Source organism: Deltaproteobacteria bacterium PRO3, from assembly GCA_030263375.1.
In the GTDB taxonomy this organism is placed as follows: Bacteria; UBA10199; UBA10199; order DSSB01; family DSSB01; genus DSSB01.
Genome location: SZOV01000006.1, coordinates 1 through 16767 on the forward strand (window position 1 = coordinate 1; position 16767 = coordinate 16767).

General features: G+C 54.7%; 17 protein-coding genes. 6 read left to right on the forward strand and 11 right to left on the reverse strand.

Going from position 1 to position 16767, the window contains the following annotated elements; all coding sequences use genetic code 11:
* Positions 1 to 1218 (reverse strand): serine/threonine protein kinase (locus tag FBR05_02065; protein MDL1870969.1); only part of this gene is annotated, 1218 nt, incomplete at its 3' end.
* Between the two features lie 13 nt (positions 1219 to 1231).
* Here FBR05_02065 and FBR05_02070 point away from each other — a divergent pair.
* The 3 genes from FBR05_02070 to FBR05_02080 are packed head-to-tail and all read left to right on the forward strand — an operon-like array spanning position 1232 to position 2134.
* A complete protein-coding gene (locus tag FBR05_02070) occupies positions 1232 to 1672 on the forward strand; it encodes a hypothetical protein (protein ID MDL1870970.1) in 441 nt (146 codons plus the stop codon).
* Positions 1673 to 1686: 14 nt separating this feature from the next.
* Positions 1687 to 1932, forward strand: coding sequence for a hypothetical protein (locus FBR05_02075; protein ID MDL1870971.1), 246 nt, complete (start codon positions 1687 to 1689; stop codon positions 1930 to 1932).
* Entirely contained in the window at positions 1907 to 2134 is a 228-nt protein-coding gene (locus FBR05_02080) for a hypothetical protein (protein ID MDL1870972.1), read from the forward strand. Before FBR05_02075 ends, FBR05_02080 begins: the two co-directional genes overlap by 26 nt.
* Before the next feature lie 138 nt (positions 2135 to 2272).
* Here the strand turns inward: FBR05_02080 and FBR05_02085 are convergent, their stop codons facing one another.
* Positions 2273 to 2920 carry a hypothetical protein gene (locus tag FBR05_02085; GenBank protein MDL1870973.1) on the reverse strand — a complete coding sequence of 216 codons (648 nt, stop codon included), beginning with the start codon at positions 2918 to 2920 and terminating at the stop codon, positions 2273 to 2275.
* 292 nt (positions 2921 to 3212) lie between these two features.
* On the opposite strand from FBR05_02085, the gene FBR05_02090 reads away from it, so the two are divergent.
* On the forward strand, positions 3213 to 3404 hold the full coding sequence (locus tag FBR05_02090; protein MDL1870974.1) for a hypothetical protein: 192 nt from the start codon (positions 3213 to 3215) through the stop codon (positions 3402 to 3404).
* A gap of 293 nt (positions 3405 to 3697) precedes the next feature.
* On the opposite strand, the gene FBR05_02095 is transcribed toward FBR05_02090, so the two are convergent.
* From FBR05_02095 to FBR05_02115, 5 genes are all read right to left on the reverse strand, one after another.
* Positions 3698 to 4408, reverse strand: a complete 711-nt coding sequence (locus FBR05_02095) for a transposase (GenBank protein ID MDL1870975.1) — start codon at positions 4406 to 4408, stop codon at positions 3698 to 3700.
* A gap of 134 nt (positions 4409 to 4542) precedes the next feature.
* Positions 4543 to 6111, reverse strand: coding sequence for a CSLREA domain-containing protein (locus tag FBR05_02100; GenBank protein ID MDL1870976.1), 1569 nt, complete (start codon positions 6109 to 6111; stop codon positions 4543 to 4545).
* A 325-nt stretch (positions 6112 to 6436) separates the two neighbouring features.
* Positions 6437 to 8629, reverse strand: a complete 2193-nt coding sequence (locus FBR05_02105; GenBank protein MDL1870977.1) for a hypothetical protein — start codon at positions 8627 to 8629, stop codon at positions 6437 to 6439.
* Positions 8620 to 9351, reverse strand: coding sequence for a hypothetical protein (locus FBR05_02110; GenBank protein MDL1870978.1), 732 nt, complete (start codon positions 9349 to 9351; stop codon positions 8620 to 8622). The genes FBR05_02105 and FBR05_02110 overlap by 10 nt, the downstream gene beginning before the upstream one ends.
* Before the next feature lie 111 nt (positions 9352 to 9462).
* Positions 9463 to 10209, reverse strand: coding sequence for a hypothetical protein (locus tag FBR05_02115; GenBank protein MDL1870979.1), 747 nt, complete (start codon positions 10207 to 10209; stop codon positions 9463 to 9465).
* Positions 10210 to 11764: 1555 nt separating this feature from the next.
* Here FBR05_02115 and FBR05_02120 point away from each other — a divergent pair.
* Positions 11765 to 12604 carry a hypothetical protein gene (locus tag FBR05_02120; GenBank protein ID MDL1870980.1) on the forward strand — a complete coding sequence of 280 codons (840 nt, stop codon included), beginning with the start codon at positions 11765 to 11767 and terminating at the stop codon, positions 12602 to 12604.
* Between the two features lie 11 nt (positions 12605 to 12615).
* Here FBR05_02120 and FBR05_02125 read toward each other — a convergent pair whose 3' ends face one another.
* From FBR05_02125 to FBR05_02135, 3 genes are all read right to left on the reverse strand, one after another.
* A complete protein-coding gene (locus tag FBR05_02125) occupies positions 12616 to 13014 on the reverse strand; it encodes a DUF2784 domain-containing protein (protein MDL1870981.1) in 399 nt (132 codons plus the stop codon).
* A 75-nt stretch (positions 13015 to 13089) separates the two neighbouring features.
* Positions 13090 to 13716: a hypothetical protein gene (locus FBR05_02130; protein ID MDL1870982.1), complete on the reverse strand. Its 627-nt coding sequence runs from the start codon at positions 13714 to 13716 to the stop codon at positions 13090 to 13092.
* Positions 13717 to 13944: 228 nt separating this feature from the next.
* Positions 13945 to 15135, reverse strand: coding sequence for a hypothetical protein (locus FBR05_02135; protein MDL1870983.1), 1191 nt, complete (start codon positions 15133 to 15135; stop codon positions 13945 to 13947).
* A 74-nt stretch (positions 15136 to 15209) separates the two neighbouring features.
* On the opposite strand from FBR05_02135, the gene FBR05_02140 reads away from it, so the two are divergent.
* Complete coding sequence (locus FBR05_02140) at positions 15210 to 16043, forward strand: hypothetical protein (GenBank protein MDL1870984.1); 834 nt, start codon at positions 15210 to 15212, stop codon at positions 16041 to 16043.
* Here the strand turns inward: FBR05_02140 and FBR05_02145 are convergent.
* Positions 15974 to 16732, reverse strand: coding sequence for a hypothetical protein (locus FBR05_02145; GenBank protein MDL1870985.1), 759 nt, complete (start codon positions 16730 to 16732; stop codon positions 15974 to 15976). The two genes, FBR05_02140 and FBR05_02145, sit on opposite strands and share 70 nt — an antisense overlap.
* Positions 16733 to 16767 lie beyond the last annotated feature (35 nt).

Sequence of the window (16767 nt, forward strand, 5' to 3'; positions counted from 1 at the left end):
GGGCATATTTTCCAGGCGCTCGAAGCCGGTGGCGAAGACCCACCAGCGCTCGGCGCCGCCCTTGTAGGCCAGCTCGCGCAGCTTGGCGGCGAGGGCCGCGACGGCTTCCGCGCCGCGCTGGGCGACGAGGCGGTCCAGGTCGTCCCAGATCCAGACGAAGGGAAAGCGCTGCGGCGTCGATTCTTGCCGCGCGTCGAGGCTGTAGCAGGGCAGGCCCTTCAGCTGCGCCATCGCCTTGATCTCGGCGGCGAGATAACCGGCGCCCAGGCCCTCCGCGCCGCGGATCGCGCCCAGGCGGCGCTCGGGCGCGGCCTCGGGCGGCGTCTCGAGGAAGTATTGGATCTGGCTGAGCAGGGCCTCTTTGCCGACGGGCGCGCCGTGCTGGCGCAGGCGGTAGGCGATGTCGGCCTCGGAGAAGGCGAGCTTCTTCTCGCCCAGCAGGGGGTAGAGCTGCTGCAGGACCGCCGAGGCCGTGCTGTAGCGCTGCGAGGCCTGGGTCTGCAGCAGGCCCATCAGCAGGCCGTCCCACAGGGTGCCGAGGCGCGGGTTGATCTGGGACGGGAGCTTGGGGCGCTGCGTGCCGTGGGCGACGATCAGCTCGGAGAAGCTGCGCGCTTGGTAAGGCTTTTGCCGGGTGAGGCAGTGGTAGAAGGTGGCGCCCAGCGAGAAGAGGTCGCTCTTGGCGTCGGGCCGGGCCTCGTCGCCGGTGAGCAGCTCGGGGGCGCAGTAGCTGGGGGTGCCGCCGATGGCCGGCGTGCCGCGCACCGCGACGTCGAAGTCGATGATCTTCAGCTCGCCCTTCGAGGTGACGAGGATGTTGCCGGGCTTGAGGTCGCAGTGGAAGACGCCCTGGCGGTGCATGTAGTCGAGGGCGCGCAGGGCCTGGGCGAAGAGGCGGGCGGCCTCTTCCTCGGAGGCGGTGTGCAGGACGACGTCGAGGCTGGCGCCTTGGACGTATTCGGCGACGAAGAAGTGGCGCTTGAGGCCCTCGTCGTAGCCGAAGTCCTCGGGCTGGGCGATGTGGGGGTGCTTGAGGGAGCGCAGGATGGAGAACTCTTGGCGGAACCGGGTGAGGACCGATTCGGAACATTGACTCGCCAGGCACTTGATGGCAACCTCTCGGTCTCGGGGGTCCAGGGCCAGATAGACCGTGCCGCTGTGGCCGCGGCCCAGCTCCCGCAAGACCCGATATTTTTTGTCGCTGCTCTCAATAATCAATGGAGGTTCTCCGATGTCGCTTCGATCTTATCTATTGTATGCCTTCCCGGCCAATATCAAACGGATTTCCTTGGCGGCCCTGCTGGCCCTGGGTCTTGGCGGGCTGGCCGGCTGCGGCAGCGCCGGCGGGATCAACCTGCCCGCGCCGGTCGCGGACCTCGAGGGAGGCACCACGCGGGAGGCCTCGGTTTGCGACACCATCGCGGGGGCGCCGGCGGGGGCCTTTGTGCGAGTGCGTAACATCAGCGACTCGCAGGTGACGGACGTGGATGCCTTGCTGGCGTCGGACGGGTCGTTCTCTTTGCTGGTCTGCGTGGAGGTGGGGGAGACCTTGGAGATCGAGATCTTCGACGACGAGGGGGCCTCGATCAGCGGGATCCAGACGCTGACGCGGACGGGGACCGAGATGACGACGTGCCCGACGGCGACCAATTCGCCGCCGACTTGTCCCTAAGCTAAGGATCATGCGTGAAATGGTTTCGCTGGATCGGCGGGGTCAGCCTCATGGCGCTGGGCGTCTTGGGGCTGTTTCTGCCGATCTTGCAGGGGTGGCTGCTGATCGCCCTGGGCGCGTTGTTGTTGGCGCGAGAGGTCCCGCTGTTTCGGCGGCTGGCGCTTTGGGTGGAAGCGAAATATCCGAGGCTCGGCGGACCGCTGCGGCGGTTTCGCCGGCGGATCGGCGGAGAGGATGAGGAGTCGCGCGATGGCGGGTAAGGTGAAGAAAGAAAAATGCCCCCGGTGCGAGAGCACGCGGTGGATGGAGCGGTTGGATGGGCATAAGGTCTGCCGAAGGTGCGGGCAGAAGTGGATTGGGAAGAGGGTGCTGGCTTCGCATGATAAACGGAAGCCGTCGAAGATTTTGGAGGGGAGGAGTTTGGGTAGGCCTAGTCGGAAGAGGCAGATGGATTTGTTTTAAACCACGCTGGGTTTGAAGTCATAGACTATGACGGAAAATGGGGTAAGTATCGAATACGTCTTACCAAACATAGTTTGGCTAAAAACGAAGAAACCATCGCCGGTTTTTTGAAGATGGCAAAAGGTGAGTAAAGGGATGTTAGACGGAGCGGGCTTGCCCTTGCTTATTATCTAATAAATTTTTTAGAGCTTTTTCAAGTTTGACCCTAAGTTCTTTGGCATTAATATAAAGACCTTTGTCTTTATAGGTGTCTTTTTGATGTGAATAGCGGACCCCTTTGATTACAGGTCCGTTACTGCCTCCACTTGCGAAACTCCTGATCGTGATTTTTGAATCTTTGCGTTCTGAATGTTCGATTAATTTATTTCTTACTATTAGTATTCCTTCACATTCAATATTTTTTAAACCATCTAAGTTTTTTAAAATAACTAACAGTCTCCATGCAAAATAATAAAAAGCTTCGCTAAACATTTGTGATTTAAAGGAACGTTTTAATTCTCTTTCTAGCTCGTTTTGAGTGGGGGTGTTGCTGTTATCAAACGGAATTTTGGTAGGGTCTAAATTTTCTCTTTTACATTTTTCCAGATGGTCATGGAGTGGTTTTGTAGACTTTTCGAAAAAAGAAAGACTCTTTTTTTCTATTCTTTTAATTTTGCTTATTAGCCAGTTTAGTTGAGATAGTTTATCTTCGGCTTCTACAATTAAATTTTTGAAATTAATATCGGCCCCTTTTTTGTCCATTAATACATAGTATTCTCTAAGTAATTTAATTGTGCTTTTATACATAGGTAATGATGTGGCGAGGTTGAATTCTGAATCCTGAATCAATGAAAATATTTAACGGAGAAGGAAATATCGAGGACAATATAGCTTGGAGCAGATTTCCTGTTCTTAGTTCAGGACGATGAGCAGAATCTAACGCAACACCCATGTGAAATAAGCTAGGGGCTGTTGAAGAGAGGAAAAGATAAGACAGGATAAGCATTTTTCGCATTGATTTTAACTCTGTTGTTTGTGAGTTGGGTATTAGTCATCTGTTAAGATTTTGATTCGAATTATTAATGCATTAGGGGGGTATATGAAAATCAAATTGCATCTAACATGTACCTGTCAAGCGCCTAATTTTATTGAAATTGAAGATGAACAAGTAATGGAGAAGAGTAGTTGGATTGCTACTTGCCGAGATTGTAATAGAACTATTATGATAAATGTTAACAAGCTAGATAAGAATAATAAAATTATTGATTATAATGTTCAAATTAGAGAATGAGCATTTTTTTGAGCAGAGAAATATTGTTGAGCGGAAGAAAATATTGAGCGGAAGAAAATATGAGAAAATATAAGACGGAGCAGATTTCCCCTCGTTTTGCCCTTCCCCCGCTTCCCTCCAGCCCGATAACTCCCGATTATGTAATTCCCGCCTGAACTCCCAATTTTCGACGAAAATCAGCGGATCAGATTCAATTCTGTAAGAATAAATTCAAATTTATTGCGCTAAGGACGCAGCTGTTCGGTTCCGCCTACGTGTGCGGACTATTCTGGGGGGAGATGTGGTTGGTGTGTCTACGGCGAGGCCGCAAATTTCTCTTTAAACCGGGTCAGCCAGCTTTTTCTCTGCAGCCTCTGAAAGATCTTCAGCTGCTCCATGCGCCCCGTGACCCAATCGGGATTTCCGATGAAGGGGATGGAAGAGTAGGGGCGTTTCTCTTTCCAGTCATTTTTCAAAATGTGCTGGATCATGGTCAGGTAGTTTTTCCGGCGCAGCCCGTCCGTGTCCCCCAAATTTAAAAAGCTCGGCGCCGGGGTGATCAGGGGGTCCTCCTTCCCGTAGGCGTAGTAGTGGAAGGACGACCATGCGTACTCCTTGGGGTGCGTGACCACGCCGGCCCGTTTGGGGTTGAGATCGATGTAAAACATGACCTGTAAATGGTTGAAATCGGTCTGAATCACGGGAGATTTGAACCGGTCCATGACCACTTGGCCCCGCCTTCTAAATCTCTTGTTATAGACCCTGGCGAAGAGGGAGTTGACGACCCGGAAAAAGTCCGAAAGGAGCTTCTTGTCCAGGCAAAATCCCGTCAAATGCGGGTGATTGGACATGAAGCAATAGGAGTAGATGGTTACTTGATAGCGATCTTTGTATTTGAGGAGCAGGTTGTAATAGAGCCTCTTGGCCCAATCGGTTTTCAGCAGCCAGTTTCGGTTATGGCACTGCCAGGTGACGTGGAAGGTGGATCGATCGGTTAAGATGGCGTATCGCGGGCGATTGGGCATTTACTGGGGTTTAGCAAAGGGGATGCCAAGCTCACGAGGCTATAAATCTCTTTACAGGCCAACAATCGCACAAAAATCGAACGCCCCTGACCGGAAATCAAACCTTCGTCTTGAATTCTTTCTTTCTCCCGAAATCAGGCCTTCGTCTTCCTGCCTCGGATCCATAAACCCAACCCCAAGGTCGCCAAGGTTGCCCATGGAGCCATATTGACCTCCGCGGGTCCGGCTAAGGGGCTCAACTGGCAGCCCGTGCCGCTCACCAGGCCGTCCCGGCACGCCGCAAGCTGGGCGCAAGCCGCGTCATCGCAGTCGATTTGGCCATTGCCGTCGTCATCCAGTTCGTTGTCGCAATCCTCCGCCTGGGGGGCTTCTTCGCAACCCTCCGGATCCCGGCAGGGTTCGGGCCCGGGTCCCGGCCCGGGCTCCTCCGGTGGCGGCGCCACCGCTCCAAACTCATAGGCCCCCATGTCGCAAAGGGCGCCGGGCTCCGCGTCTCCGTCCACCGGACGCGCAAATCCCCTCTGGTCGGTGGGCGTGCCTCGGCAATTGAGCAATTGGTCGATCGCCGGACTGCCCGCCAGCAGGGCATGGGTGGGCGTTGGGCCGCCGTTGTCCTGCAGGTTGGAGTCGAGCAGGGGATCGTCATTAAGGTCGTTGGTCTTGGAGAATTCGCAGGTGGCGCCGTTCTCGATATTGTAGCCGAGGGAACCGAGAAACAGGGCCACGTTGTCCTCCAAGTTGCAGTTTTTCCCGCCCGCGTTTTCCGAGACGATGGATTTCTCGATGAAAACGGCGGCCAGGCCGGAGGTGATCAAGCCCGAGCCTTTGCCGGTAGCCGTGTTGAAGGCGAGGGTGACGTTGGAAAGCGTCCATTCGGACTTTCCAGCGGCGTAAACCCCGCCGCCGTCCGATTCGCTTTGGTTTTGGCTGATGGTGGAGTTGCTGAGGGTGACCGATCCGATGTCGCTGGAGATGCCGCCCCCTACAAGAAGACTGTGATTGTTATCGATGGAGGTCCTAGACACCAACAGCCTGCCCGCGTGGCCGATTCCTCCCCCCGATCCGTTGGTGTCGTTGCGGGTGATGTGGGAATCGTGGATTTCAAGGATGCCGTTGTTAAGAATTCCGCCCCCGCCTCCATCGGAAAAATTGTTGGAAATGACGCAATTTTCCACCAAAACCAGGTCGGAGGCCCCGTTATAGAGCCCGCCGCCATCGCGGCCATGTCCTCCCCTTAGGACCAAGTTTTTCAAGGTGGCCCCCGTGCCGAAGATCTGAAGCACCCTCTCTCCGGGGTTGGAGGACGAGACGAAGTCCTCCAAGGCCTCCGCATCCAGGACCGAGCGGTGAGCGGGATCGGATCCTTCGAGATTGAGGTCCTCCAGGATATCCAGGTCCCCCTCCTGGTTCAGGTCTTCGCTTTTTGGATCGGGGTCGGTGTTGCCTAGAGTAAGGGCGTAAATGCTGGCTTCGTCCAGCGTCGGCTGTAGCAGGATGGTATCGGTTCCGATGTCCCCTTTGACGCATTGATCGACCGCCGTGTTCGAATTGGCCGCCTGGATCGCTTCGCGCAGAGAACAGTCGCCGTCGTTGTTCAGTTCGTCGGCGAAGGTATTGACCTGGATGGTGGCCGCCTTGGCCTGAGTCGAACTGAAAAAAATAGCCGCTAGGCATAGCGGCAACAAAATATTAAAGAACCGCATTTCCCTACCCCCCTTTAAACCTTGGAATATCGCGAGTTCCCGAATTATACCCCAAGGCAAGGAATTGCAAAGATCATTTTTGGGTTAAACTCCCAGACAACCCTACATCCATGCGGCGCATCGACGAAAATCGAACCTCCGTCTTCCTTCCCCTTTGCCACAACGAAATTCAAACCTTCGTCTTCCTTTTTTCTTCCTTTTTCGTCTTCCTTTTCTTCTCCAGCGGTCCCGCCGCCGCGACGCTGGCCTCGCCCAGCCCCGAGCCCAAGGACGAGACAAAGTAGCTCAACTTCAGGCCCATCTTCTTCAGCCTGAACAGACTGAGCTACTTATCGTTGAGAAGGGGAGCGATCGGCGCCTCGATTGTCTTCACAAGCAAGCGGGGAGGCACATAGAGAGCTGCCGGGGCGCTTCTCCCATCGTCCGTGTGCTGGATTTTCGCGGGGAACAAGCTCGCTCCTTCTGTCTTAGGTTCCATCCAGGTTCCATCCCGGAATTTTCCGCGTGGCCTGACGATGTGATGCAGGGCAGTCCGGGAATTTATCGCATTTGGACCTCCCAATTCCCCTGAAAAGAAATGGATATTGTTTTCAGCGTCCAGAGCCATGGCGGGGGAATCCAAAATGGGCGTCTTATCGTCTTCTTCCTGGTTAGGACGTCTTTTCCCAAACATACTTAATTGTCCCTGACTATTTCTGAATCCCACTATATCGTAGTAGCGAACATAGTCTTCTGGGGGCTCCCCCGTACTTAACGCATCAACCGTCACGACTCCCACACGGTTCTCGGGAGACATGCTTACGAAGTTTCGATAAGTAGGAAACGTGGGATGCCCGTCATAAGCTGATTTTACCTCTCCAGATTTAACCAGCATGTTACCTAGAAAATTATCCGAGCTAATGAAGTAGACCATAACATAAAGTCCCATCGTGTATCGTTCATTCCAAACCCAAGGAGGGATAAAGGAAGCCGTTGGTGAGCTTAAAACAGCAGGAAGTGTGGATCTCGAAAAAATTTCGCAACTCCAGAGCCCACCCATCTCCCCTCTCGCCGTCTCCAAAATAATATCATCAATTTCCGTTCTTCGCAGCGCGTTCGGATCATAATCCAAAGAAATAGGTGGAAAAATTTTCGAGACGTAAAATAGCCCATTATTCCTTGATCTCGCGAATACATGTATCTTCTGGGAGCCATCCGGGAGCGGCTCCGCAACCACTCCTGGCGAGAGTTGGATGCCGCGGTCCTCGCAATCACTTCCAACTTGGCCACTCCAGGCGCCGGTCAGGGCATTGGTCGAGAAAGGATACCAAAAACCCATCCGGAGTCCCTTGTCTCCACCATGATAAAAATAGACTAAAATATCCTTTCCCCAACTCACCGCGGCCGGGTTGTAATGCGCTTGATCGCGCTCCAAAATGGCCTCCGCCGTGCAGTCAAAGCCATTTTTCGTAAAACCATCGAGATAGCAGCGAGTGACGTGGAGCGATCCGGCGCCTCCGATGTCGGGGGAATCGTCACGATAGGCGAGGACGTCGATGGCATTGACGGCTTTGTGATAAACAACCGTGGGCGGGCGGTCCAACTCCATGGGAATCTGGTGGAACCAATATTGACCTTCACCCCAAGGCTTGGAACCCGGCAATCCCTGCCAATGCCCTAATACTCCCTTGCCCGAGTCATCCAGAATCCGGGCAAAGACATGGATGGCGCCCTTTTCTTGAAAGCTCTTCGCGGTCAGCGGCCCGCTGCCCGTGAACACGTTCGTGCAGCTCTCCTGTGCGGCGACAAGCCCCGAAGCCCAACCGTAATCGGCGGAGTTGATTCGGCTTTGGACGGCTTCGCAGGAAAGCTCGTTGAGGCTCTTCGTACAGGAGCAATAGTTGGTGGCATTTACCGTGGCGACGCCCTGATCGATATATCGGGCGAGAACGGCCGCTGTGGGAGCATCGGCGAATTCGCCGCCCATCGCGCTCCAGAGTTCCTTGCCTTCGTCGCCCGTCAAGCGCCAGATACATCCCGTCCGAGCGCTGGAAGCCTCTTCCGGGGGCAGACAAGCCGCCATGCGGTTGCAAAACAATCTAATGATGTCGTGAGGCGCATTTTGATCCGGCGGGGCGCAGGCGTTGACGGTGGGACCACTGGGAGTGTTGTCACCGGATGGCGCAGGGAAAGAAAGAGTCGGCGGGGAGATGAGGGTTTTTATATCCTCCCAAAATCCCGCCCGCGCCTCGGAGAAAAAGGAAAAAGTTACGAGAAAAAAAACGAGAGCCGAACCCCCGCGCCGAATCCACGACATAATGCACCTCACATTTCGATTGGCGCCCCACAGAAATTTAATGCAAAAACCATTCCCAATTGAAAAAATAAAACGCTTGAAAACATTAAGAAAAAAAATTTGGGGTTTTCTCGAAATGAAAAAATTTTCATTTCGAGAAATCAAACCAGCCGGCGTTGGGTCAGGAATTAGAAAATCGAACCTTCGTCTTCTTTCCCCTTCTTCCTTTTCAGTTAAAGACAATACCGCTGCAATCCTTGCGGAGGCGGGACGATCTTGGCGGGTACGCAGCCGCCATGGTCCGGGCAACATTGCGGATTGGCCTCGGTGCACAGGTTGATGTCCGCGGAGCAATCGCAGGGGTCGCAAGAAAGCGACAGCCAATGCCAGCAGGTTCCAACCGGGCCGATTTCATTGTCGCAAACCGTGAGATCGCTCCAGGCGCAGACGTAATTCTGGTCGGGGCAGGATTCGAGTCGGATCTCGACGGCCTCGATGCTCGCCGGGAGGGCGCCGGGATCCACACCCGACACGTCAAATTGCAATTGGGCATTCGCCGAATCGTAAACCGGATTCGCCAGCAGCACGTCGATTCGTTGACGATTTGCGCCGAATAAAATTCCCGCGGGACTGGGCGAGCCTGGGTCGAAAGGATAGGCATTGAGGAAATCGCCTGTGCTCGCGCTTTGGCTGCCGTCGCCCGACTTCGCCTTGTCTTCGATTCCCTCTAATAAAAGGCGGGTTATTCCCCCGGCATCTGGAATGAAAGTGCCCTTGCTCGCGCTCAACACGGGGGTTTCGTCGGCGGGGAGCGGCGAACCGTTGCCGCACCCCGCGAATGCGACGAAAAACAGAAGCGTTGCCAGTTTTACGCCTATGAGCTCCTTCCGCATCGTCATATGATCTAAAATTTTATGAAAGCTCCGTTTTTTGGGCAAACAAAAAAATAATAATAGGCGAAGCATATTTCGTCATTCGTCGCGAATTGCGCTGTTTGACCGGGGGCTCACCACCGGGCCTTCCTGTGCGACAAAGCGAAATTCCAGAGAAAATAAAACCTTCGTCTTCCTATTTTGCTAGGGCTTGATCCCGACGACCCTCAAATTATTCGCCGCCAATTGTTTGGTCTGCTTGAGCTCTTCCGCATTATTCTCCCGAAGGGCCTTTTCGTAGAAATGGTAAGTAAGCCCTCCTCCGATGATGTAAAGCTCGTATAGCTCTTGCTTTTCCCGGTCCGAAATATTGTTGAAGATACCCTTGTCGGTGGCATATTCCGCGACCAGGTCCCGCAATCCGACATTCTGTTCAAATGGAATAATCGGTTTTTCCCTAGACCCATTGTAAACGAGGGAATTGAGCCCGACATAGGAGACATAGGCTAAGGCCCAATCGTTCGGCAGGCCCTTGGCGGCGGCTGCGGCCTCCCATTTTTTAAAGATATCCAGGACCAATTGCTTGAGCTCGGCCTTGTCCTGCGGGTTTATTTGAACCGAATCCAGGTATTCTTGCAGCGTGAGCCGGGTACCGGTGGATTTGAATTGGACCGCCGAGTACTTCCGATATTCCGGGACGTCCTCGATCACAGGTTGGCTGGAGTAATTAGATGATGTGGAAGCCCCCGAATTTCCTCTCCCCTTATTGGGATTCATTCCCGTGTATCTTGACATGGAAGAATTCCAAATATGATTGGAGATCAGGTTGTTCACAAAATTATTATAATTGGGACTGGTGTAAAAATTGGCCATTTGTGCAAGGCTCTGGTGGGGGGCCGTCATTGCCAGGAGTAATGTTAAGCCAATCCAATAAAATTTAGTGGGTTTCATTTTTTTCACCCTCCTTTGATGGAGCATGTCTGCATTGAAATGGATTTGATGTCCTCCGTCATCTTCTTTTTTTCATTTTCCCCTTTCTGTTCGAATTTCAATAGTCCATCGTGGTGACGGTATTGTTTTGTGAAATATCAAGACGGAATGATCGCCAAGTATGTCTTTTCGAGGGCTAGTTGGCACCTTTAAAGATAAAGCAAGAGTAGTGCCATGTTTAAGTAAAGTGCATTACCGGGGACGCTCGGATCGCGGTGGGAATATCCGTAAAAATTGTCGGGCGCGTTGGCGGACCGCGGGATCAGGACTGGATTGGGCGGTTTCGACTAACTGTCTTATGACAGTTTGGTCTGTCACAGCGGCTCTGAGGAAGAGGCGCTCGAGAGTTGCAGAGATTTGCATGACATTTGGGATGCGTGGTGTGATGAATGCCTCCGCCAATTGCCGAGCCAGCCAGCCGATTTCCTCGGGGCGGAGTCGGGCACGGCGCTCGAGGGCTGCGATGGCGTCGCTGGTGTAGGGTTGGCGTTCGCTTAAGATGGATAGACAGGCTTCGCTGGCGGGTTGGAAGAGGGTGGGCCGAAAACGCGTAGGCCGACCGATTGCGGTGCCTGGGAGGGCTTGCCAGATAGCGGAGATTCTTCCCGAGCTTGTGCGGGTTTCGGAGACTAGGAAGGTTCGGCCGCAGAGGGTGCGGGGTTCAGCCGTGGAGAGGGGGTGCGATTGGCGGAGAGGCGGGGTCATGGGGTGCGAAGCTGCCGCCGTGGGGGTGTTATCGATCGCTTGGGTGGTGAAGTTGAGTGAATATTCGATTTAATCCTTCGTCTTATTTCCTCTTTTTCTTCAAGCAAGTTCGGATTCCCTCAGATTGAGAAATGTCTCAAATTGATAAAGTTGCTGGGCGATAACTTATTGAAAATATGATCCTTTTCATTTGATTGCTTGGAATCGTTCTTGCATTTACGTTGCCATTGGATGTGAAAAGGGACTGGGGCCAAAGGAGGGCTCATGCGAAATACATCTGCATTAAGGACACGTTTTGTCATGTTAACGGGGCTTGCAGTCCTTATTCCAATGTCGCTTTTCGATGTCAGCATCGGAAATGCCAGGGATGTTGCGAAAGGAATATTTCCTGCCCAAGTCTATTCCACGAGTGCAGTCAACGAGGGAGAAAAGGACGGCGTCGTTTCAAGGATATCGACCACTCCTTGCACGGGGCCTGGAGAGCCATATTACCTTGTCATGAGAGACGGAAAAGTGTGTCGCGGTACTACGGTCACTTGTTCTCAAGGAGTGGATACGTGTACCAGTTACGACGTAGTTTGTACGAAGGCCGGGGAAGCGGATGTGCCCATGCAATATACCGTATGCACGAATCGGGCCCAAAATCCAGGTTCTGGACCAAGCCAGGTAACTCCAGATTCGGGAAGGCCGCCCTCTCTGGCTCCGGCCGAGGTGGTTAACCCCTTGGAGATAAAATAGGAAAAGGGGCATCTTCTTCAAAAACCCATTTGCTCCGTCTTACTTTCCTCCAACCTGCGAAAGGGGGATGAAGATGTTCAAAATTCTCACGACCCTAATTTTCCTGGGGGCCCTTTCTCCGTCCGTCTTCGCCGCCGATCTGACCGTTAGCTACCAAATCAAAGAAGGCAAAAAGAAGGGGGAAAGGACCGTCTATTGGTCCGATAAATTCAATCTGACCAAGGACTCCCTCAGCAAGGTGGATACTTTGTACGACTACGACGCCGGGATGATGTACACCATCGACCACCGCGAGAAAAAAATCGAGACCTTCAATTTCAAGGACATGGGCGGGATGATGGGCGACGCGCAGCAAATGATGGGCGAGATGATGGGCCGCAAGGCGCCGCGCGGCGACAAGACCATCGGCCAAAGCATGGAAGAGAGCACCGCCAAATATTTCGGCGATCCCGGCAAGGTGGTCCTGCAAAAGCTGGGAACCCTGACCGTCGCCGGCCGCAGCTGCGACAACTACAAGGTCGAAAGGAAGGGCGGGAAAATCGAGACGAGCCAGGAGGTCTGCGTCGATCCCACCCTAAGCCCTCCCCAAAACCCCAATGCCGAAGTCGCTCAGATGCACCAGGCCGCCGAGGCCATGTCGGGAACGCTGGGGAATCTCCAGTCCCCGGCTGAACGGGAGCTGGCAAACCTCAAGGGAACTCCCCTAAGGCGCATCAATAATTCCAAAACCAAGGGGATGATGTTCGGAGGAGGAAACATTCAGATGGAAGAAGAGGCGACCCTGGTGCAAGTCGGCCCCATCGATCCCGCAGTCTTTAGACTTCCCTCCGGCTACAAGCAAATCGACCAGGCCCAAATGATGCGCGATCAAATGCAGGAAATGCAAAAGATGATGGGTGAAACGGGAAAGTAGTCGGGCCAAAATCAAATCTTCATTTTTCCATCCCGGTCGGGTGGATAGACTCGATACAGCCAGACCACGGTAAGGCTAAATATCAAATAGATTACGGTAAAATATTTCTCATCCCACTCGAAAAAGATCCACCGGCCGACCCAATGTTCCACGAAACTTTCCTCATAAGCGGGTTGCCCCGAACCAAGACGCAGCTCGACTTCCCAATCCGTGAGGGGGCAAGTGAAACCGACAACGGTTTGAACGATCAAGAAAAGAACCGCGGCCAAGTGTAGCCTGCGCCAGAGGGGGCGGCGCACCCAATGCCATCCCAGAGGGTAGCCTAGTGCGATGAACGGCACGGGAATTACCAGGCCGGCGATATACAGAAAGTGCAGGACTAAGATGGTGTCCGCAAGAAACTCCCTCATGGAAATTACATTGTAGCCTCGCCTTGGGGGCGGTGAAAGCGGAAGAGTGAACCTACAGCCGTTCGCTTTTTTCCGCTAGGCGTGGTGATTGCGATTGCGGGTCTGAAGCGCCTTAATTTGCGCCACGAACTCGCATTTTTGGAAGATCAACGAGTCGCGGCGAATCTGCTCTTCGGAAATATCCGCAACCTTGGCGATGTAGGCGAGCTCTCCGGGTTCCACCTTGGGCTTGCGGCCCGTTTGGTGCGCGCGAACGGTATCCTGTGCGGCCGCCTGGTAAAAGCGCCGGTAAAGACATCTTTCGTAGCCGCGGAACTCGGACTCCGGCATGCCTTGCTCCCGGGCGATTTTTTTCAAGGCGCGATATTGCTGCAAGAAACCGTCGCCTTGCAGGGCGCCGGCGGCTTCTGACGCCGCATGGTAGTGAAGGGTGAAGGCCTCGCCGCGCTCCCGTTTCAGTATTTCCTTACCGATCAGGCCGAGGTTGCGTTCCGATGTCTGAGAGGACGATTTCGCGCCTCCAAAGCCCGGCAGTTGTTTTTCTAAGGGGGCCTTTTTGTGCAGGCTCTGTCCCTCTTGGGCTTCGACGTTTTTAATGGGCAGACCATGTAAAATATTCGTTCTCATCTCAATTCCTCTTTCAGCGCCTTTTACGGCTAGGCTGGAGTGCCTGTTTGTCTCTAAGTTCAAGTCCAGTGCCAAGACGCAGCCTAGGGCTAGATAGGTAACTATTTGAATAATATGGGTTAATTAATGAGAGGTGGAAGAAGGCCGTTTTCTTATCAAAAATTGGGACTTTGATTTCTCAAAATTTCAAAAATTGGTGGGCTTAGTACCGAGCAAAAGAGCGACCGAAAATCGAACCTCCGTCTTCAATTCCGTCCGAGATTCGAACCTCCGTCTTCCTTCTTCTTCTTTCGAAGGTCCGAATCAAAAGGGCGGGGGCAAAAGCGGGAAATCGGCGGGAAACAAAACATCCGACAACAGCGTCGAACGCAAGAAGGCTTCCTGCGAAGTGTCGATAAGCAGGTCTTGCTCGCAGATTTCCGACGGTACCTCGCTTGCGGTGGAGATCCTCGCGCAGGTCGTGGGCACTTCGACATCCATCGTCTCTTCATCCAGCAAGTAGGAACCGCTCCAAAAATCGGCGTCGTCTCGAAACCGGCCGATGTATCTCTCCGAAACGACACTGTCCTCGCCCCCGGTAAATTCCGCGTCTTCAAATCCGTTGAAGGTCGACTTCACGGACTTTTCCAAGTAGGCCGTTCCGGCCGGATCGTTGCGGCCAAGCTGTCGGATCTCGGTATTGATCTGATTGGAGAGCAAGATCGTGCCGTCGTCGCGGGTCAAATCCCTCCATAGAAAGGCCTGAGTCGATTGGTTGGAGGGACTGTCCGGATCCTTGTGGTCGTAAATCACCCCGATCAACAGTCTTTCAAGTGCGGACTCCGAGGCCTCAAAGACGTTGACGCGGAACCTTCCCTTGCCGGGATTTTCCTCGTTTTCCGGCGTGAGGGGATCGTCCTTGACCGGCAACCGCTCGAAAAACCCCGCCATGATCTTTTCAAAATTTCCAGCTGGGTCGTTTTGGATCCAAATGCGGAAACCGACCCGCCTTAAGTCTTCAAGCGGCGCCTCCTCCGGGCAGACCTGCAGGTTGCAGCCCACGGGACAGGTGCAGCCGGTAAAGCCGTCGTTGACGCCGTCTCCGTCGAAGTCGTAATCGGAAAAATCGAATTTGAACACCTGCGGCAGGGTATCCGACGCCGGCAAGGTCCCCGTGAAATTTCGTGTCTGGGGGCTTACCGGGATTTCGAAGGTATTGAAAGGACTGAGCAGGCCTTGCAAGACGTCCTCAGTGATCGTCCTGGCAAGGTCGGGACCGATAGGAATGACGTTGGAGAGCGGGCCGGGGCCGACCAGCGCCTTGCCGGAGACGAATCGGATCCCGCTTGGGGAACTGTTGGCCTCGGAGACGTCGATCGAAAGGTCGTTGGGAATGCTGATCACGGCGGGAATCTCGGCGAGAGGCGCGGGCACGGTGGCGCTCCCGCTGCATCCGGCCAAAAGCGCGGCCCAAAGCCAACCCCACCACTGCCCCTTCTTCCCTCCGAAAAACATCCGAAAGCCTTAGCGATTGTCAGTGGAAGACGAATCCCTTACACTTATCGTAATTTTCTTCGGAGTGCGGGGGTATGCCAATAAGAAAATTGCACGTGGCGGCCGGTCTCTTGCTAGTTGCCTTGATATTCCCTGGAATTTTCGTCGAGTCCCTCCAGGGGGCCAATGGCCCGATGGTGTCCGGCTCGGGCGGCGCATGCGGAAGAAAATCCCCGCCGCCGGTCGCCGATGCAGATGGGGACGGCTTCGAAGACGCCAAGGACAATTGCCCCCAAGACTTCAATCCCAGCCAACTGGATGTTGACGGAGACGGTATCGGAGAGGTCTGCGAAAGCTTTCAGCCCTTGGATGGGAAGATCGATTGTGAGCTCGGGCCCTGCACGAGCAACGAATCCTGCGAAGCCGCGCTCAGCCTGCAATGTCCTGAGGATTATCAAGAACTTCAATTTTTGGGTCTTTTCCTCGCTTGCTGCGACGGAGCCTGCGTGATCGGCGACGTCGAAAGTCCCAGCGGCGGTTGTCCCGCCGGTACCTGCAATACCCCTTTTCCTCATTGCGGAGCGGACGACGAGTGTTTCGCCGCGGGCCTCGGGCCTTGCTTGGAAGGTTGTTGCATGCCGCCCCCGCCTCTTCCCTGCGAGTGCGAGTGCCCTCCCGAGGATCCGGAATGCGAATGTCCGCCTTGCGAGATCATCTGCCCCAGCGGCTTGCCTCCCCCCGAATGCGAGTCTTCGGAAAATTGCGGCCCCGAAGAAATTTGCGCTGAGCCGGGCTGTTGCGCGCCTATCGAGCCCCCGCCGCCACCACCGCCCCCAATGGTGATATCCTTTCACTTCCTTCACTTGATCTTGGCCGGGGGCACCACGAAGGCCGGGCTAACCTTGGGGCCCTTGTATCCGGCCGCGTAATCCTCCGCCCAGGGTTCGAGGGTGAGGTAGCCGGGGCTCTGCCCCAGGGTCTTCCAACGCAAGGTGAAGAGGCGGGTCATGAAGTCGCTGCCGATCAAGGCCAAGGTGCCGGCGTCGCCCATGATGGCGGTCTGAACCATGTGCGCCTTTTCGTGTTGGGGGGTGTCTCCGGGGGACTTGGCTGTGAAGCAGTGTCCGATGGCGCCGGAATTACCAGCCTTGGCAGCGTTGAAGATGCAGAGCTTGTGGTTGAACACCAGCATCCCGCCGTAAAAGCCGACCTCGGCTTTAAAGCCGCTCGCCGCCTCGCCGATGACCCCTCCCCACAATAGTCCCGCGGTCGAGATGAGCGGCGTCGCGGCGTAATTGAGGGGAAAGGCGACGGCGTTGAAGAGCGGTTTTTCCTCCCACTGGTAGCGGCGGCCCAGCCAATTGGCCAGGCCGGCCCCTGATTGGGCGCCGAACCAACCCAAGGTCAAGCCCCGGGCGAGGTCGCGGTCTCGGGCGAAATGGTCGGTGACCGTGTAAATCGTGAAGGCGTTGACGGCGCCGGCCGCGCAGCCCATCAGGGCCCTGCCCCAGCCCTTCGCCGTGTCGAGCTTGGCGTCCCCGGCCACCGCGCTCCAGAAGAATCCGGTGGCGCAACCGCCGGCCGCCATCAAGCCAGGCTCTAAGAATGTGTCCCCCATGCTGTCCTTCTTTCCCTTGGTCGATCGGATTGGCG